Raw genomic sequence first — 17,146 nt, 5'->3', positions numbered from 1 at the left:
TGCTGTCGTTATTACACAGCGTTTTCGCTGCTATCCGGCGCTACGGCAATATGTATGCTTACGGTGCCGTCCGGTTCGTATTTCTCGTAATCAACAGTGTAGGCGCGGATCAGTTCGCCGCTCTCTTCAAGCTGCCAAATTTGCTTCCATTGCTGCAATACCTTTTGCTTGTCGGTTCCGTTCACTTGAAAAATGCGGTACGGTGCATCTTCGGGGATATCCAGACTTTCTGCTGATCTGTGGTCATTGGCTACCGCAGTGCTGAGGGAATAGTCGCCTTTGTAGTTACTTTCGTAGTCATAATAGACGCCATACAAGGTGCTAGCGGCATCCTGCTGTTGTTGTTGTTGATAGGCTTCTTTCCAGACGTGCTGGATTTTCTCAAGCATTTCGGTGTCTTTAAAATTGTTGGTGCGAATGGATTGAATACGGTTCAGCTTCATGGTGTTCCTCCTTGTGAGTGAAATGGAAATGGTAGCGTTTTTATGCTGATATTATAGTACGGCTTTGGGAAAGGGAATGCAACTTTTAACATAGGTAGCGTGTGAGCCTATACTGCTTATATGGGTGACATTCACTTTGGGAAGGAATAAGGAAACGGACTCCGGTGGAGCCGCGGCAATCTTTAGGATTAGGAAGAAATGAAGATTCCTGCCCCTCCAAAGCAGTAAGATATTTCGCTTCGCAAAAATCACTCTTCATTGAACCTCGTGTTTGGAGTCCGCAAACACTCTAAGTCGTCCTTATCCCTTATTTCCTTCCCTCCGTTCCGTGCTCCTATGTCATGTGTAGAGATTAAAACCCTAAATGGATGAAAAAAGCAAACCTTGCGCATGTCGCGTAAGGTTTGCTTCGGAAGTGTATCGTTCGTTTGGGTGTTACAGGGTGATGCGGATGGTGTTGGCGGTTGGGGTAAGCAGGATTCCTTGTTCGTTAGACTCTTGGGTGGCTCCTTCTACGGATGTGGCGTTGGTAATGCCTCGTAGGGTGGCTGTCCAGTTGGTCAAGGTGCCTTCGGTTTGGATCTCGATAATGTTATTGGTGCGTGTTGCGGTTATAGTTGCGGACGGTTGTCCGGTTTGGTTTACGATTCGGGTGGATGCTGTGGCGCCTTCTTCCAAGTTGAACAGGTGAAGCTGGACACCATCGGTATAGTCGTAATCCGGTTTGCTGTCTTGGTTGCCGAAGGCGATAATGCTGTTCGGTTTGGCAAGCAATGGCAGAGTCATATAATCAAAGGTTTGACGATACCAGCGACCGCCCTGTACGGTTTCGTTCGTCAGTAGGTTGAACCATTGTCCGTCTGGTACATAGTACGTCACTTCGCCCTGCTCGTTGAAGATGGGAGCGACGAGTAGCGAATCGCCGAACATATACTGGCGATCCAGCGTATGAGTAGTTGGATCATTGGAAAAGTCCAACACTAGCGGACGCATCATCGGTGTGCCTTGCTCAGATGCGGTAACTGCCGCTTCGAACAGATATGGCATCAAAGTGCATTTTAGCTTGGTGAATTTGCGCACCACGTCTACTGATTCTTCGTCAAACAACCAAGGTACACGATACGATTCATTGCCGTGCAGACGGCTATGCGAAGAGAGCATCCCGAATTGAACCCAGCGTTTGTATACGGCTGGGGCGGCAGTCATTTCGAAGCCGGAGATGTCATGGCTCCAGAAACCAAAACCGGACACACCTAGCGACAATCCACCACGCAGCGATTCTGCCATCGATTCAAACGTCGACGAGCAGTCGCCACCCCAGTGAACCGGGAATTGTTGTCCGCCTACCGTAGCGGAGCGTGCGAACAATGCGGCTTCGTTTTTACCAAGATTGTCTTCCAGCAACTCGAATACAGCTTTGTTGTACAGGAAAGTATAATAGTTGTGCATTTTGACCGGATCGGAGCCGTCGAAGTACACGACATCCGTCGGGATGCGTTCACCGAAGTCGGTTTTGAATGAATCGACGCCTTGATCGATGAGTACTTTCAGCTTATCCTGATACCATTTCACTGCGGATGGATTGGTAAAATCGACCAAAGCCATGCCTGCCTGCCACATATCCCATTGCCACACGCTACCGTCTGGACGTTTGACCAGATAACCATGCTCCATTCCTTCATCGAACAGGTAAGATTTCTCCGCGATATACGGGTTAATCCATGCGCAGATTTTCAAGCCTTTGTCTTTGAGGCGCTTCAGCATGCCTTCTGGATCAGGGAACATGCGCTCATCCCATTTGAAATCCGACCACTGGTATTCTCTCATCCAGAAGCAGTCAAAATGGAATACCGACAATGGCAAATCACGCTCTGCCATACCATCGACAAAGTGATTGACCGTTTCTTCATCATAATCCGTCGTAAATGATGTCGTCAGCCACAGACCGAATGTCCATGCGGGTGGCAATGCAGGCTTGCCTGTCAGTGCGGTGTAATTGTTCAGTACTTCCTTCGGATTGGTACCACCGATAATAAAATACTCCAGCGTCTCGCCTTCTACGCTGAATTGGACTTTGGATACATTTTCCGAAGCGATCTCGTATGATACTTTTTCTGGGTGATTAACGAATACGCCGTAGCCCTGACTGGACAGATAGAAGGGGATACTCTTGTATGCTTGTTCACTACTCGTTCCGCCATCTTCGTTCCAGATATCTACCGTTTGACCATTTTTCACAAACGGGGTAAAACGTTCGCCTAATCCGTAAATGTATTCGCCAATGCCAAGCTGCAATTGCTCGCGGAAATAGACGCTCTTCTCAGGTCCATTAATGTAAGCAGGTCCTCTAGGTACGCTACCAGTCAGATGACGGTTGCCATAGTCAAAGCTAATATTCCAGCCAGTATTTTTCTGAACAGATGCTTTGAGCTTGCCACTTGTAAAGGTCAGTTCCTGTTCGCTCTCTTCGATCACAATATCGGTATCTGCTTGTGCCAGTTCAAATTGTGGATATTTAGTCAAACCGCCCTTGTGGTGGTTCAGTGTCACTTTGATCACATCTGGCAGTGGGGAGCTGATTGTAGCTTTTAATAGTGCCCCATTCAGTGTATCGCCTTTGTGCTGAACGCGTTTTGTTGCTGCATAGAGAGTTACTTCGTCGCCTTTGCGTACAATATCGCGAATATCCGTTGGATGCTGCATGCTATACCCTTCGCGTGTCATCCAATAGCCATCAGTAAATTTCATAATATTCTTCCTTTCAGCTGGAATCATCCAGTATCGTAATTGCCATTTGGCTTATACCTTCATCTCTGTGTATAATGATATTGATTAAGAAAGCGCTTTTCTTCTTTTATTTTGATGAAAAGTATCGTGATTTTGATATACGGGAGGAATGAACATGCAGAGTCTGGAACGAATGCGCGATACGCTACGCGAGAACCGGATTCACGGCAGTACGATGTATCCGGTAAGCATTTATGAAATGAACGATCTGCGCGATGAGGTGATTCTGGAATGTCACTGGCATCAGGAGCCGGAGTTTATTCTAGTAACTGAGGGGCGTGCGTTGTTTCAAGTTGGTGGGGTGAACTGCGAGGTCAAGGCTGGAGAAGCGATCTTCGTCAATAGCGGTGAGATTCATACCGCCTATCGTGTCGATGGCGAGATGTGTAGCTATTGCGCAGTCGTATTTGGCATGTCGCTGCTGGATAGCGCTTCCTATGATCATGTACAGGGCAATTATCTGGACCCCCTGCTGGCACGGCAGGTACATGCGCCGCTGCATCTTGATCCGTCATTGTCATGGCAACAGCACATTCTGGAGCTGTTAGGACAAGTAGTTCAGGTAAATTTACAACGTCCGGTTGCCTATGAACTGACGACCAAAGCGTATCTGTATCTGATCATCGGGCTTATGTATGAACATATGGATCATCCATTGGAGCAGCAACCTGCCGTAAGTGACCGAATGGAACGGCTCAAAATGGTGCTCAGTCATATTCATTCACATTACCAGCAGCCGCTACGTTTGCGTGAATTGGCAGATATCGTCAGTATGAGTGAAGGACATTTCTGTCGCTTTTTCAAAAGTCTGACTCAGAAAAGTCCGATTGAGTACATTAATCGTTATCGCACCCAGCAAGCATGTCGATGGCTGGAAAACAGCGACCGCAAAATTGTAGATATTTCGCTGGAGGTTGGATTTGATAGTCTGAGTTATTTTATCTCGGTATTCAAGCAGCATCATGGCTGTACACCATCGCGTTATCGCAAGGAGCTACACGGCATGTATTCCACTCGCACGACGGAGCTGCTGACGGATGTGCGAACGATCTGATTTTGCCAGCAGCATGTGACAGTCGATCTGCTTACCGCTACATGATTTGTCATTCGTCATTGTTACTCTTAGCAATATGAGGATGGCTTCTCTAACGTTTGCTTCCACTGCTGCCATTGGCGATACGTAACCGATTGATATAAAACAGGCTGAAGTTTCTCATATTGCTGCTCATTCACATTCAGCCATTGTGCACGCTTTGCCAGTTTGGCAACTGGGATGGTGATTGTAGCCTTTCCGCCCATTTTGCGACGGATTGGTACATGGAAGGCAAGCAGCTCTTCGCGCGTCGTCCATCCTTCCCAGCTCATACGTGCACCACGCTTCCAATCGAATGCCCACAATTCATACCTATTATATGTAGCTGATTGCTTATCCAACTGACAGACGATCACCCATTCGCTGGGAATGATCTTATTACGTTGTCTGCGATTCATCTGTATTCGTCTCCTTTCTATAGAAAACAGGGCTTTTTACATTCTAGCGTAAAAAGCCCTGTGATTGGGTTAGCTGCATCATCTCATCGCAGTTTGCAATCAACCGCGATAATCATGACGCTCGTACAGCTCTTCATTCACCTGCTGAATGAATGGCGTCACCTCACCGACCGAATACGCATACAGCAGATGCATTGCACGCGTACACGCGGTATAGAATAACTTCCGCTCCGCTTCCCGATGATACTGATCCGCAGACGCATTGTACAGAATAACCGCGTCGAACTCTACACCTTTTGCTAAATACGCTGGAATGATAATCGTTCCTTTTTCAAATACTGGCGTGTTTTTGGTCATTTTACGCATCGTAATCTGACCTCGCAGCGCTTCATAAGCTTCGGCGCATTCACTCTCTGTTTTACAAATAATCGCCGTATATTGATAGCCCTGCTGCTGCAACTGATGAATATTGCGCACAATCTCCTGATGCATATCGTCTCGATCATCGTACAGATTCACAATCGGCTTGTCGCCGCGACGGTTGAATGGCACGATATGCTCACCGCCCGGAATCATCGACCGCGTAAAATCTACAATCTCGTATGTGGAGCGATAACTGCGCGTCAATCGGATCAGCTCTGTCTGATCCTTACCATACAGCTCCAACAGCGGTTCTTCCTCGTCAAAGACGGAATTATGGCTGTAGATTGCCTGATTCAGATCACCGAGCGCCGTCATGCGCGCACGTGGGAATAATCGTTTCATGAATTGAAGCTGGAACGGCGAGTAATCCTGCACCTCATCGACGATTACATGCTTGATCGCCGTATTGGAGCGGAAGCCTTGCAGATGCTCTTTTAGATATAAATATGGTGTTGCATCTTCATATCCCAGCTCGCCCTGACGCATACGATTCACCGTTTGTGGTGCAAACTCATACCAGCCCTCTGGCACATTGCCATGATTCAAACCAGCCATCAGCTGCTCATCTTCAAACAGCGCGCGATACAAGCCAGTCAGATCGATAAAACGCAGCCGTTTCGTCCATTTACGTAACGGCTTCAGCCAGTTGTTCACAACCATCCGCGCCGCCATCTCTGATTGCAATTGGAAATCGTCAAATGAAACCGACTTGTTCTTCTGCTTGCGCCGCATCATCGTATATGCACGATGATAATCGTCGGTCGTTAGCATCTGAATCTGTTCTTCCACCCACGGCTCTTTGCGCTCATTGCGCCCAAAATCGTTCACTTCCTTGAGCAACCAATCACGCATATCTTCGATCCGATTTCCCAGCTTCACCGCTGGATCGTAGCTATAGAACTTATCCAGCATCCGCTGCGACGACACAATCTCACGTCCTTGAAAACGAACCGGGCGGAACTTCATATCCTTTTGTAGCAATTGCTCGGCATAGCGACGAATCGCATGGAAATAATCCAGCGATGATTTGTAGCGAATGCCCTGCACACGCGCCGGATGTCCATCATCGTCCGACCAGGCGAGCAAATATTCCATTTGTGAAAAGACATCTTCCAGATCGAATTCACGCCCGATGCGCACTTCCAGATACGATTGGAATGTCGTTTGCAGCATATTTTCTTCGCCCAGCTCCGGTAGCACGGTTGCCACATAGCTGTTGAACATCGAATTCGGGGAAAAGAGCACCATCTGATCTGCCCGCAACACTTCGCGGTACCGATACAGCAGGTACGCGACCCGTTGCAGCGCAGCAGACGTTTTCCCGCTTCCCGCCGCTCCTTGCACGATCAGCATCCGACTTTTATCGTTACGAATGACGCTATTCTGTTCCTTTTGAATCGTAGCAACGATATTCTTCATCTGATTGTCCGCGCTATGGCTCAATACTTGCTGCAACAGCTCGTCGCCAATCGTCACGCCAGTATCGAACAATACTTTGATATCTGCATCACGAATAACAAACTGGCGCTTCAGTTCCATCTTGCCTTCGATGGTGCCGACTGGTGTGCGATATGACGCCTTTCCCGGTGCACCGTCGTAATACAGACTGGATACCGGAGCCCGCCAATCATAGATTAGAAAATCCTCTTCGTTATCATCCAAAAATGAACCGATCCCAAGATAGATCTGCTCGGTCTGATCACTGCCATGCTCCTGAAAATCAATTCGTCCAAAATACGGGGAACCGGACAGACGACGCAGCTTATCCAGTGTCAAACTGGAACGACGGTGACTCAGCTCTAGCTCGGACAATACTTGCGATTGCTGACGCAAGCTAGTCGACGTCTCACCGACATCATCCTGCTCACTAAGGTTGATCGATACTTCGTCCCAGAAGTCCTTCCGCATACCAACCACATCGCCGCGGCTTTCGCCAACCTGCTGTTCCAGTACAGCCATCTTGCTGTTGATCTTGGCAGTCACATCATCGACACGCTGCTGCTCCATCTTCCAGTCCTGATCTTCTATTGCCATACTGCCATCCCCTTTGCTCCATCAATTGTACAGATCGGCACGATGCCGTCTGTCTGTTGTTATATTATCCCCAGTTCTGCCGAGGACTCATTCTAGTTATGGATGATCACTAACGTACAACTAACCTGCTCAAAAAAAATCTTGACAAATCCATAAAGAACATGCTAATCTTAAAAATAATAGCGTTACTTCACACTGTTCTGCATTTTTGCAGAGCATTTTTTATTTTACGACGTTCCAGTATAAATTGCAAATAACAAAGCCGCACGACGGAGAACATTCTTCGGTCATGCGGCTTTTTTGTTGTTAGCGGGTCAAAATGATCGGCTCGCCTTTGGTAATAATCAGCGTATGCTCGTATTGCGCAACATAGCTGCCATCCGCCGTTTTCAGCGTCCAGCCGTCATTGCTTTCATCCACTTCTTCAGCTTTAGTTGATACGAAAGGTTCAAAGGCAATGACAGAGCCTTCCTTCCACAGATCGTTATCGGTTGGATCATAATAGCTAAGGATATATTCCGGTTCTTCATGTAGTCCTTTACCGATGCCGTGCCCAGTTAGATTAGTGATTACCGTGAAGCCCAACTTACGAGCGGTATTATGACTCGCTTTTCCAGCATTGCTACGCTTGGAACCAGCTTTGATCTTTTTCATGGCAGCATCGAATGCTTGAATGGACGCATCGCATAGCGCTTCCAGTTGCGGATTCCCTTTGCCGACTACGAACGATACGCCAGTATCAGCAAAATAACCATCCAGCGAACCAGATACGTCTACATTAACCATATCGCCTTCTTGAATAACGCGCTCACCAGGAATACCGTGAGCCACTTCTTCATTAATGCTAATACAGGTGAATCCGGGGAAATCATAGGTTACTTTCGGTGCGGATAATGCACCGTACTGTTCAAACAATTCCCCTGCACGGCGATCCAGATCGATCGTACGTACACCGGGTTGTGCCATATTTTTGAGTTCGTCGCGGATGATAGCGACCACTTTACCAATTTTCTTTAAGCCTTCGATATCTTGCTCAGTTTTTGCAATCATGATTAATCTCCTTTACCATCAACATCATATTCTACTATACCTTATTATTAAAACATTTGCACAACAACGATATTCATCATGACAGCGAAGCGTGCAGCTGTATGAATGATTCTGATTATTGCTTCACCCATTCTATCCAGTATGGCACGCTTGTGTCATGTGTGCAATGGTAAACGGTTATAGTACAGCGCTATCCACTCTGTATACCGTATCGTTTGAATGCCATATAACCTGATCGTAATTAGACACCTTGCCCCTATTCGGATATACCGGTATGAACAAACCGATACACACGGCAAAAAACCGGCTGCGGTAACATCCGCCATCCGGTTTTTGCTGAAGCTTGTTTCATTGTAAGGCATTATAATCAGGCAGCCATACTGCGGCAAGCCTCTGCACAATGACGGCAGGCTTCCGCACAGCGCTGACAATGATCATGATGATGCTTGCCGCATTCGTTGGCACAATCTTCACAGATTTGCGCACATAGCTCACAAATTTGTTGCAAATACGGGCTGTTCGTGCTCATCGCCTTGATCGCAAATTGGCACATATCGGCACATTCACGATCCAGACGGATGCACTCCCGCATCATATCAATGTCCTTTTCACCCAAGCATGACGTATAACAGTTGTTACAAGCTTCCACACATTGGATACAAGCTTCGATGCAGCGTTGTCTTTCTTCCGTTGAAATCATTGCATATCCCTCCTGTTCATTTTTTATCACTCATCTTCTTTTTAACCAGAATGACAAAAAGTTAACAGAAACTGGAATATACATTAATCCATATTTTTGATCATACGATCGATTAGCTTGACAGTTAGCTCGCGTTCTTCACTTGTAAATCCTTTGAAAATCTCTTCGATCGTCTGATATGCTTTGGCAGCCAGATCATCCAAGATACTGCGGCAATAATCGGTCAGATAGATCAGATTGGTACGACGATCGTCTGGATGTGGAACTCTGGTAACCATCCCACGCCGAATCATGTTATCCACTAAGCGCGAGACGCTAGGCTGATCTTTGCGTGACAGTCGTGCCAGACGATTCTGAGTCTGTCCATCCCTTTTCCATAAATACGATACCAGAATCCATTGTTCATACGTAACCGGATATCCGGCATCGCGGAATTGCTGATTCAAACGATTGCTAGCCAGACGTGAAGCAATGGTTAATTTATAGCCGATAGATTGTTCCAATTCATAAGGAATACTTGTCATTCCTCTCGATCTCCTTTAAACCGAATGCGTAATGCTTTGCTTGTATTGACCCCGGCCCTGCGAGTCACTTCCAGGGCCAGGATGGAAAGTTGCGCGGATTGCGCGATGATGAGGTACGTTTGTCTTTGTCCAATTCTTCTTTCAGTTCTGTGTCGCTGTCATGACGTCCATGGTCTTTGTCCTTGCCGGGGCTGTTCACATGATCTACTAAGCGATTCAACCGTTCCAGCTGGTATCCATAATCATACATAACGGCAGCGACGATCGATAATCGAAGAACGCCGCCAAAGTTTTCCTGATACCGCTCAAGCATCGTATCCAAGAATTTATCGTTGGCGGCCTCCACCTCAGCCGCTTCATTGCCGTTGTTTTTGATTTTATCATCTGCCTTGAGCAGGATGTGTTCATGGAATTTGATCAGCTTTTCCAGATGGGAATCGAAATATTCATCGATCTCGGCAGTGCGTTCTGCCTGAAAATAATGCTGTTCAATCGCCGTCAACACATCCATCCCTTTGCGAAGCGTTGTAACCATCTGCTTGTTCACAACCAGATGACGCTGCGTTGTAAGCGAAGGACGATTCAATTTGCCCAGCTCTTCTTCCATCAGGTTGTATTTATCAGACAAGGATTGAATCGTGCCATCCAATCCACGCTTCTCATCGCGAAAGACAGCTTCTTTGATCTCATCCGACACCGCAGTGCGCAGCAGCAACGACATCGTGCTAAATGTATTCTGAATCTGCGCCTTGAATTGCTCCAGTGGCTTCGGCGGCGCAACGAGTACATTGATCAAGAACGCCGATACAATACCAATAATACTGAGCGTAAATCGATTCAAGGCAAATTGCCATTGTCCTTGTCCAGACACCTCCATCACCGAAATAACGGTAACGAGTGTCAATCCAATCGTATCGCCCATATTCAGACGCAGACAGATCATAATGACGACGATACACATCAGACCGACGGCAATCGGGTCATTGGAGAAGACCATCCCGCCGAGCAGTGCCAAAATCGCACCCAGTGTATTCGTCTGAATCTGATCCAAAAAGTAGCGGAATGAGCGATAAATCGAAGGCTGCATGGCGAAGATGGCAGCGATTGCCGCAATGACCGGCGGTGTTAAATTGAGCCAGGAGCTTACATATAAAGCAAGCGTAACCGCGATGCCGGTTTTGAGCATGCGTGCGCCAAAGTTCACGGGTGTTCCTCCTTTGTTCCGAGTCGTAGTGTAGTGTTATGTTCATAGGTTTGAAGAAGCAGTATATACTAATACCCGTATTGGTGCATATTGGCGTCAAGAAGAATCATTTTTTACGGCGCAGTAGATGAAGTAATGGCAAACGGTAACGAAGCATTACCCATTTGATAATAGTATAAATAATGATGGCAAACACAATGCTGTTCACAGCGGCACCTGTAGCAAAATACAATCCCGCATCCCGCCAGTGATGCGATTCATGCAATGGCTGCATATAATCCTCAGGCCAATTCGGTATCTGAATGTGCAGCATTCGAGTTGGCCAGCTGGCTTTGCTAATCAGACTAACGAGCAGATGCCCTGTATGATAATTCAGGAAAAAGGTCAGCGGCCAGACGAATGAATCCAGCGAAGCCGCAAAAATCGCAGCTGGCAAAGCGCCTTTTACTAGTCGATTCAAACCAAGTGAGATCAGTGGACCTATGCCGAGCAGCGGATACCAGCTAGGAATCAAGCCGACAGCAAATCCGATCGCCACCTGATGCGAGCCTTTTTTGAGCCGCAGTAAGCGGATTGTGTTCAGTTTCAAATAGCGCCCGAAACGTAGTTTTTTCATCAAAAGTCTCCCATTTGCGGCGCTCTGTTCATGGATATCTCCCTATTGTAACTTTTTCTGTTACGCTTGCAAAGTTTCAATTTACACCTGGCAAGTCGGCATATCCGAAGCGCGATAGTGGCGATTCCAGAAACGTTCCAAATCATGCTCCTTCCTCGCAGGAACAGATTTTAAACATACCACAAAACAACCAAAAACACAGCTTTGAACAACACAACAAGCGCCGTATACATTATATAACGTACACGACGCTTGTTCAGTTTATAGTTGTCGCTACAATTTATGCAAATATCCAAAATATATTTAGAAATCAGGACACTGTAGAGGACAATAATTCCGCCAAACGATCTGGATAATCGGTAATGATGCCAGCTACACTCATCTGAATCAGCTTGTGCATCCGCTCTGGCTCATTGATCGTAAATGGATTACTGATCACGCCATGAGCTGCTGCCTGTTGCACAATCTCCTCAGTTAGAAATAGATGATACGGATGTAATGCCTCCGCTCCAACACTTTGCGCATATGCCCATGGATGATATAGATTGTCTCCATATAAAATGCCGGTGCGAATATCCGGTGCTAGCTGCTTGCATGTTGCCAGCGAATAATGGTTGAAGCTTGAAATGATCGTGCGTGCCGACAAGCCGCGTTGCTGTATTGCAGCAATCACCTGCTCCTCCATACCTGTATAAGCTTCCATGTTATTTTTCAGTTCCAGATTGAGAATGAGTTCTGTTGGAGCTGCCCAATCCAGCAATTCGTCCAACAGCGGAATCCTCTCTCCGGCAAAGGCACTACCAAACCACGAACCGGCATCCAGACGACTGATCTCGTCATAGGTTAGGTCTTTGATCTCGCCCTGCTGTCCAGTTGTGCGTTCTACACTCTCGTCGTGGATGAGTACCAGTTTACCGTCTTTCGTGCGCTGAACATCGGTTTCGATACCGGTGGCGCCTAGTTCCAGTCCTTTTTTGAACGATATCATTGTGTTCTCTGGGCAATAGCCAGATGCGCCGCGATGGGCATAGTTTATGATTGGGGTCATGATGGAAATGTCCTCCTTTTGGGTTGAGCTGCGTTTAGAGCGGCAGTTGAGCTGAAGATTGCCGGGTGGGGCAGCGGATATGTAGTTGGATCGGTAGTGCTATGGTTTATTATGATGGTGGAATGTTTGGGCAATGTCAAATGGGTGGGGGTGGGGGGTGGAACTTGGGTGGGCTTGGGTGGGGGGGCAGCAAGCACTTCGGGAAGGAATAAGGGGACGTCCTTCGGTGGAGCCGCGGGAATCTTTGGATTAGGGAGAGAAGGAAGATTCCCGCACTCCAAAGGCGTCCTTACCCCTTATTTCCTTCCCTCCGTTCCGTGCTGCTTTCATCATGCGAGTGAGTTCCAACTTCCACTGGGGAGGGGGGAAGTAAGGTAAAAGATTAAATTAGTTGAAAATTCGTTTATTAGAACCTTATGGATTTGAGTAGTCTTGGATGTAGTTAGAGAGGTTAAGTTGGGTAGGTGAAATAAGTGATTATATACTTTGGGGAATAGTCTTATTTTTCGTTTGCGCTTTGGTTTGGGTTTGGTTTGGACTGAGTGATTATAGCTTTAAGGTTGGTTTGGGTTGGGTGATTATGGGGTGTTATTTGTTTTGTTTGTATTAAAAAAGCCGGGTTCTCTTCCTGTTGGTACAGGGTTGGAGAACCTGGCTTGCTGTGGTTATTGATCGGGTGGTGATTTGGTGATGCGTTTTTTTGGCTGGGTGTGGCTTATTTTACTAGGGCGTGGTTGGCTAGGGTTTGGGTTTGGGTGAGCATGGTTGCCATGTCCATTCCGTAGTGGTTGCCGAGCAGGATGACCATGACGTCGTCGTCGAGGTTGTAGGTGAATCCTGTGGCGTAGCCGGTGCCGCTGCCGTTGTGGTAAATGGTGTGTTTGCCGTCTACGTCTTTGATCAGGAAGGCGTAGCCGTATGGTTTGAGTTGTGAGTATGGCGTGAACATTCTATCGATCGTGGACTGGCTCAGGATGGTGTGGTTGGCAAATGATTTGTACCACTTCATCATGTCATCCAGACTGGAATAGAATGTGCCTGTGCCGGATTGGGACCAGTAATAGCCTGCGGTTGACCAATCGCTAGTTTTTTTGTCTTGGATAAAGCCGGAGATCGTTTTGGTTGCAGACGTTGCTTCGCCAGTATCCTTCATGTTCAGCGGATCAAGGAACGTTTGCTGAATGTATTGACCGTACGATTCGCCAGAGACGAGCTGTACGATATATGCCAGCAATACATACCCCTGATTGCTATAGTTAAACGTTGTTCCGGGTTCAAAGCGCAGTGGCTTTGTTTTGATCTCGTTGACGGTATCTTCCAATGTCGTGCCTTCGCCGCGGGTAAAGTTGGAGTTGAAGCCTGCGGTGTGGGAAAGCAGCATATGCACAGTAATCTCGTCACCGCGCGGGAAGTCTGGGATGTACTTGGTCAGCTTGTCGTCAAGACTGATTTTGCCTTCTTCAATCAGCTTCATAACCGACGACGCGGTAAAGGATTTGCTGAGCGAAGCGATACGAGAAATGCCGTCCGGGCTAGTCGTTTTGTTGACGCCAGACAGACCGTATCCTTTTTTCAGGACAACTTTACCTTTGTATTCGACAAGCGCCAGACCGGAATAGTTCTGGTTTTGCAAATACGTATCTACACTTTTAACCGAATTGGACATGACCGTGTCTTGATCCGGTGTAAGTTCAATGGTTGCCAGTTCCGGTGTGGAATTGAGCGTTAGCTTCGCTTTGAACGCATCTGCCAAAAAGCGTGCAGGCACCATCATCGTGCCGTACACATTGCGTGATACTTCAGGCATATCGAGTGAATATCCGTCCAATGTGATTTTGGAAGTATTCGGTGTATGCACGATGGTGTCCCCGTTGTTGTACATGACGACCGAATGCGTCGATGCATCCCATGTTGCCTGTGCTCCCAGTTCTTTTGCCGCTTCGCGCAGCGGAACCATTGTCGTTCCGTTCATGACAAAGGGTGCTGTCGACCAATCGATACTTTTGCCGCCGATGGTAATGACCGCCGGTTTCTCGCTGGATGCCGCCTGTACCTGTGGTGCCACATGCGGTGCAGCTCCTACCGATACGGTCAGTGCCGCTGTAACGACCAATTTGGTAGCAAACGCCAGACCGGGGCCTTTTGTTCTAAATTTCATAGCTATGATGTCCTCCCAGTTCAATGTAGCAATGTTTCCATGCCCGTACGCCGATGAATACAGCAGTTTCTATTATAGAGGTCATGCCTTTGCAGAAGCAAGACTATGCCGGAAGATACCCTTTCTAACATTGTAAAGATGGGACGGCGGTCATGCTTCCTCTTCGGATGCCGGTAGATCAGCCATATCATTGTACGCATCTCTGCGGCAAAAGTTGTGTTTTTCGCGCAAATTCAGATAACGATTATGTTCTGTGTTTATTTTCGGTCAATCTTCGATTTCGCTTTAATTATATGTAAATTTTTATTTATAAAGTTGTATTTTCCCTTTTTTGATTACCATTATCTTTGAACGTTCACAGCTTCACTGATCTTATCATCCGAAAGGAGATGCCTCATGTCGTTATCCATATCCAGCCCTACGTATGAGAAATACAAATCCGAACTCCGACGCATTGCCTGGAGGATGCAATACCGTAGCCGTACACGGATCAACCGGGAATTGCCGCTATTGTATGACGTATCGTATTCGCTGCCATTTACAGACGAGACGGACAGTCGTTTATGGATACAGCAATTGATTCAGTCGTTACCGGAAGGCATGGAACAACAAGTCATGACCGCCCTGTTCGTCCGTGATCTAACGGAAAAACAGGTAGCTGCACACTATCATATTTCCCAACAGGCGGTGAGCAAATGGAAAAAGAAAGCATTACAAACGATATGTCGGAAGATGCAATCTGCCAATTGATCCAGCAGGCTGCTGTACAACCAAACGCGGCAGCGATGGAAAAGCTGCTGCGTCTTTTTGAGCCGGATATGATCCAGTTTGCCCGGTATATTCGCATGCCGTCGGAAGATGCATTGCAAGCATTAAAATTGGCGCTAATTGAGCTGGTGTTAAGCGGATTTTAGTTCACCATGTATTGCCCCATAGCCTATCATATACAATGTATAGGAAGATGTGTATCAGACAACAGGTCAGACCATTTCCCGCGTAGCATTGAACGGGATAGATGGGAATGACCTGTTGTTATTTGTCATTGCGTATCTGAATAGAACGGCTGAATAGGGATGGAGTGCAAAATCCATTTACTCTTCTGCGTTCCATTTCCATTTCTATTTCTGATCTCACTTCAACCAGAATATCGTTCCCATGTAGATGGATATGTAAAAAAACCAGACCTTTCCGATGTAGCATGGTCGGAACGATCTGGTTTACTATATTCTCTATGCAAACTCGTGCTGTTTTATTTACGTGTATGCCCTTTATCTTTGTCATCCTGTGGACGTGGATCATTGTCAGTGTCGGTTCCGACTTTGAGCGTATCGTTCGTTTCGTCATTGGATGGACCGATGATGATCGTACCGTCGATGTTGGAGATCAGCTGCTCATAATCGCCAGCTGGCATGCTGTATGCCATCTCCATCACTTCGCCCGGCGTAAAGCGCAGAATGTCCGAGCCTGCGACTGTAGTTGGTTCGTTGTTGTTAAACACGACCAGAATATGCGTTTTCTCAGTCAATGGTACGATCCAGTGCCAGTAGCCTTGCGGGATGTACAGAACATCGCGCGGTTTGAGATGGTACTTTTGCAGCTGTTTGTAGATCGGATCAAAGATGACAAATTCCAGTTCGCCTTCGATCACATAATCGTATTCACCTGCATTGGGATGCCAGTGCGGTTCACGAATATTGCCTTTGGTCATGTACAGATCGGTAGAAGCAACACCTTCCAGCGATGGTAATTGACCAACATTCGTCTCATAACCTACATTGTCAGCATTGCGGCGAAACAGTACGTTTCCTTGTGTGTTGAATTTTAAGTTTGGTGATCCTGCCATTGTGATGTCCACCCTTCGATTATCATCATGTCAGGAAGGAAAGGGAACCTTCAGCAGCCGATCGTTCCCGGATCGTATGCTGCTGTCGTTTCGCTCCTGCACTAGTATGGTAATGGGGGCTAGAAACGTACAACCAGTCAGGCAAACTTTTTTATAACATTATGATCAATATAGCATGTATGGCAAGCAACTTGGGAAGTTCTGCTGTGCTAACATGCTGTATACTAAGCAAGATCATACAAGTTACTTTAGCATGTTACCACTTCCCCCGTTATGACTTCATGGAAAGATAGCCGCAGCGGCATATCGTTCTACATCATCATTGATTCGTCTCAGGCGATCTATGACCTAGACCGCGGCGGATCAGATTCGCAGTAACCGGCTTGCGATCCATCATACGTGCCCAGATCGACAATTGACCAATATGATGAATCTCATGCGCAATAACATGGCGTATCACTTCGCCATACGTATGCGTTTCTACTTGACCATCTGGTCCAGAATCTTGCAATTCCCGGTCTTCCAGCTCCGGGTGCCAATGAGATACCACTTCTGCCACTTGTGGATGCAGACGTCGGGACAATTCTTCCACTTGAACCAGCGAACGATATTGTTCAAAGGATTCGTCAAAATAAGACGGATGCACCTGCTGCTTCAGATCGGTCATCCAGTTATATTCCACTTCCACAATATGAAATAACGTTTTCAAAAAACTGCCCATTCCGCCAACGCGTTCGCGTAGCAATTCTTCCTCTGGCAATTCGCGGCACCAGTCAAACCAATCCTGACGCACTTGCCAGTTGTACTCAAATAACATGTTCATTG

General features: G+C 47.0%; 16 protein-coding genes. 3 read left to right on the top strand and 13 right to left on the bottom strand.

What is annotated here, in order from left to right; translation table 11 throughout:
• Nucleotides 1-11: 11 nt before the first annotated feature.
• A complete protein-coding gene (locus ACDE64_RS08290) occupies nucleotides 12-443 on the bottom strand; it encodes a GyrI-like domain-containing protein (protein WP_411349660.1) in 432 nt (143 codons plus the stop codon).
• A gap of 435 nt (nucleotides 444-878) precedes the next feature.
• Nucleotides 879-3,191 carry an alpha-xylosidase gene (gene yicI / locus ACDE64_RS08285; protein ID WP_411349659.1) on the bottom strand — a complete coding sequence of 771 codons (2,313 nt, stop codon included), beginning with the start codon at nucleotides 3,189-3,191 and terminating at the stop codon, nucleotides 879-881.
• 154 nt (nucleotides 3,192-3,345) lie between these two features.
• On the opposite strand from yicI, the gene ACDE64_RS08280 reads away from it, so the two are divergent.
• Nucleotides 3,346-4,284, top strand: a complete 939-nt coding sequence (locus tag ACDE64_RS08280; RefSeq protein WP_411349658.1) for a helix-turn-helix domain-containing protein — start codon at nucleotides 3,346-3,348, stop codon at nucleotides 4,282-4,284.
• 68 nt (nucleotides 4,285-4,352) lie between these two features.
• Here ACDE64_RS08280 and ACDE64_RS08275 read toward each other — a convergent pair whose 3' ends face one another.
• The 9 genes from ACDE64_RS08275 to ACDE64_RS08235 all read right to left on the bottom strand — a co-directional run bounded on the left by ACDE64_RS08275 (nucleotide 4,353) and on the right by ACDE64_RS08235 (nucleotide 14,478).
• Nucleotides 4,353-4,721, bottom strand: a complete 369-nt coding sequence (locus tag ACDE64_RS08275) for a hypothetical protein (protein WP_411349657.1) — start codon at nucleotides 4,719-4,721, stop codon at nucleotides 4,353-4,355.
• A gap of 99 nt (nucleotides 4,722-4,820) precedes the next feature.
• Nucleotides 4,821-7,178, bottom strand: a complete 2,358-nt coding sequence (gene helD / locus ACDE64_RS08270; protein ID WP_411349656.1) for an RNA polymerase recycling motor HelD — start codon at nucleotides 7,176-7,178, stop codon at nucleotides 4,821-4,823.
• Nucleotides 7,179-7,484: 306 nt separating this feature from the next.
• A complete protein-coding gene (gene map, locus ACDE64_RS08265; protein WP_411346002.1) occupies nucleotides 7,485-8,228 on the bottom strand; it encodes a type I methionyl aminopeptidase in 744 nt (247 codons plus the stop codon).
• Between the two features lie 367 nt (nucleotides 8,229-8,595).
• A complete protein-coding gene (locus tag ACDE64_RS08260) occupies nucleotides 8,596-8,928 on the bottom strand; it encodes a four-helix bundle copper-binding protein (protein ID WP_411349655.1) in 333 nt (110 codons plus the stop codon).
• 83 nt (nucleotides 8,929-9,011) lie between these two features.
• On the bottom strand, nucleotides 9,012-9,452 hold the full coding sequence (locus tag ACDE64_RS08255) for a MarR family winged helix-turn-helix transcriptional regulator (protein ID WP_411346000.1): 441 nt from the start codon (nucleotides 9,450-9,452) through the stop codon (nucleotides 9,012-9,014).
• A 64-nt stretch (nucleotides 9,453-9,516) separates the two neighbouring features.
• Nucleotides 9,517-10,656 (bottom strand): FUSC family protein, encoded by a 1,140-nt coding sequence (locus ACDE64_RS08250; protein ID WP_411349653.1) that lies wholly within the window; start codon nucleotides 10,654-10,656, stop codon nucleotides 9,517-9,519.
• A gap of 106 nt (nucleotides 10,657-10,762) precedes the next feature.
• Nucleotides 10,763-11,272, bottom strand: a complete 510-nt coding sequence (locus ACDE64_RS08245) for a DUF2062 domain-containing protein (protein ID WP_411349651.1) — start codon at nucleotides 11,270-11,272, stop codon at nucleotides 10,763-10,765.
• Between the two features lie 310 nt (nucleotides 11,273-11,582).
• On the bottom strand, nucleotides 11,583-12,320 hold the full coding sequence (locus ACDE64_RS08240) for a glycerophosphodiester phosphodiesterase (protein ID WP_411349650.1): 738 nt from the start codon (nucleotides 12,318-12,320) through the stop codon (nucleotides 11,583-11,585).
• Between the two features lie 715 nt (nucleotides 12,321-13,035).
• Nucleotides 13,036-14,478, bottom strand: coding sequence for a serine hydrolase (locus tag ACDE64_RS08235; protein ID WP_411345996.1), 1,443 nt, complete (start codon nucleotides 14,476-14,478; stop codon nucleotides 13,036-13,038).
• A 396-nt stretch (nucleotides 14,479-14,874) separates the two neighbouring features.
• On the opposite strand from ACDE64_RS08235, the gene ACDE64_RS08230 reads away from it, so the two are divergent.
• Nucleotides 14,875-15,228: a sigma factor-like helix-turn-helix DNA-binding protein gene (locus ACDE64_RS08230; RefSeq protein ID WP_411349649.1), complete on the top strand. Its 354-nt coding sequence runs from the start codon at nucleotides 14,875-14,877 to the stop codon at nucleotides 15,226-15,228.
• Complete coding sequence (locus ACDE64_RS08225) at nucleotides 15,174-15,392, top strand: hypothetical protein (RefSeq protein ID WP_411349648.1); 219 nt, start codon at nucleotides 15,174-15,176, stop codon at nucleotides 15,390-15,392. Before ACDE64_RS08230 ends, ACDE64_RS08225 begins: the two co-directional genes overlap by 55 nt.
• A 335-nt stretch (nucleotides 15,393-15,727) precedes the next feature.
• Here the strand turns inward: ACDE64_RS08225 and ACDE64_RS08220 are convergent, their stop codons facing one another.
• Together ACDE64_RS08220 and ACDE64_RS08215 are read right to left on the bottom strand one after the other, a co-directional pair.
• Complete coding sequence (locus ACDE64_RS08220; protein ID WP_411349647.1) at nucleotides 15,728-16,321, bottom strand: cupin domain-containing protein; 594 nt, start codon at nucleotides 16,319-16,321, stop codon at nucleotides 15,728-15,730.
• 319 nt (nucleotides 16,322-16,640) lie between these two features.
• Entirely contained in the window at nucleotides 16,641-17,144 is a 504-nt protein-coding gene (locus ACDE64_RS08215; protein ID WP_411349646.1) for a DinB family protein, read from the bottom strand.
• Between the last annotated feature and the right edge of the window lie 2 nt (nucleotides 17,145-17,146).

This window comes from Paenibacillus sp. WLX2291 (genome assembly GCF_046603665.1).
Lineage (GTDB): Bacteria > Bacillota > Bacilli > Paenibacillales > Paenibacillaceae > Saccharibacillus.
This window is presented reverse-complemented; position numbering and strand designations above follow the sequence as displayed.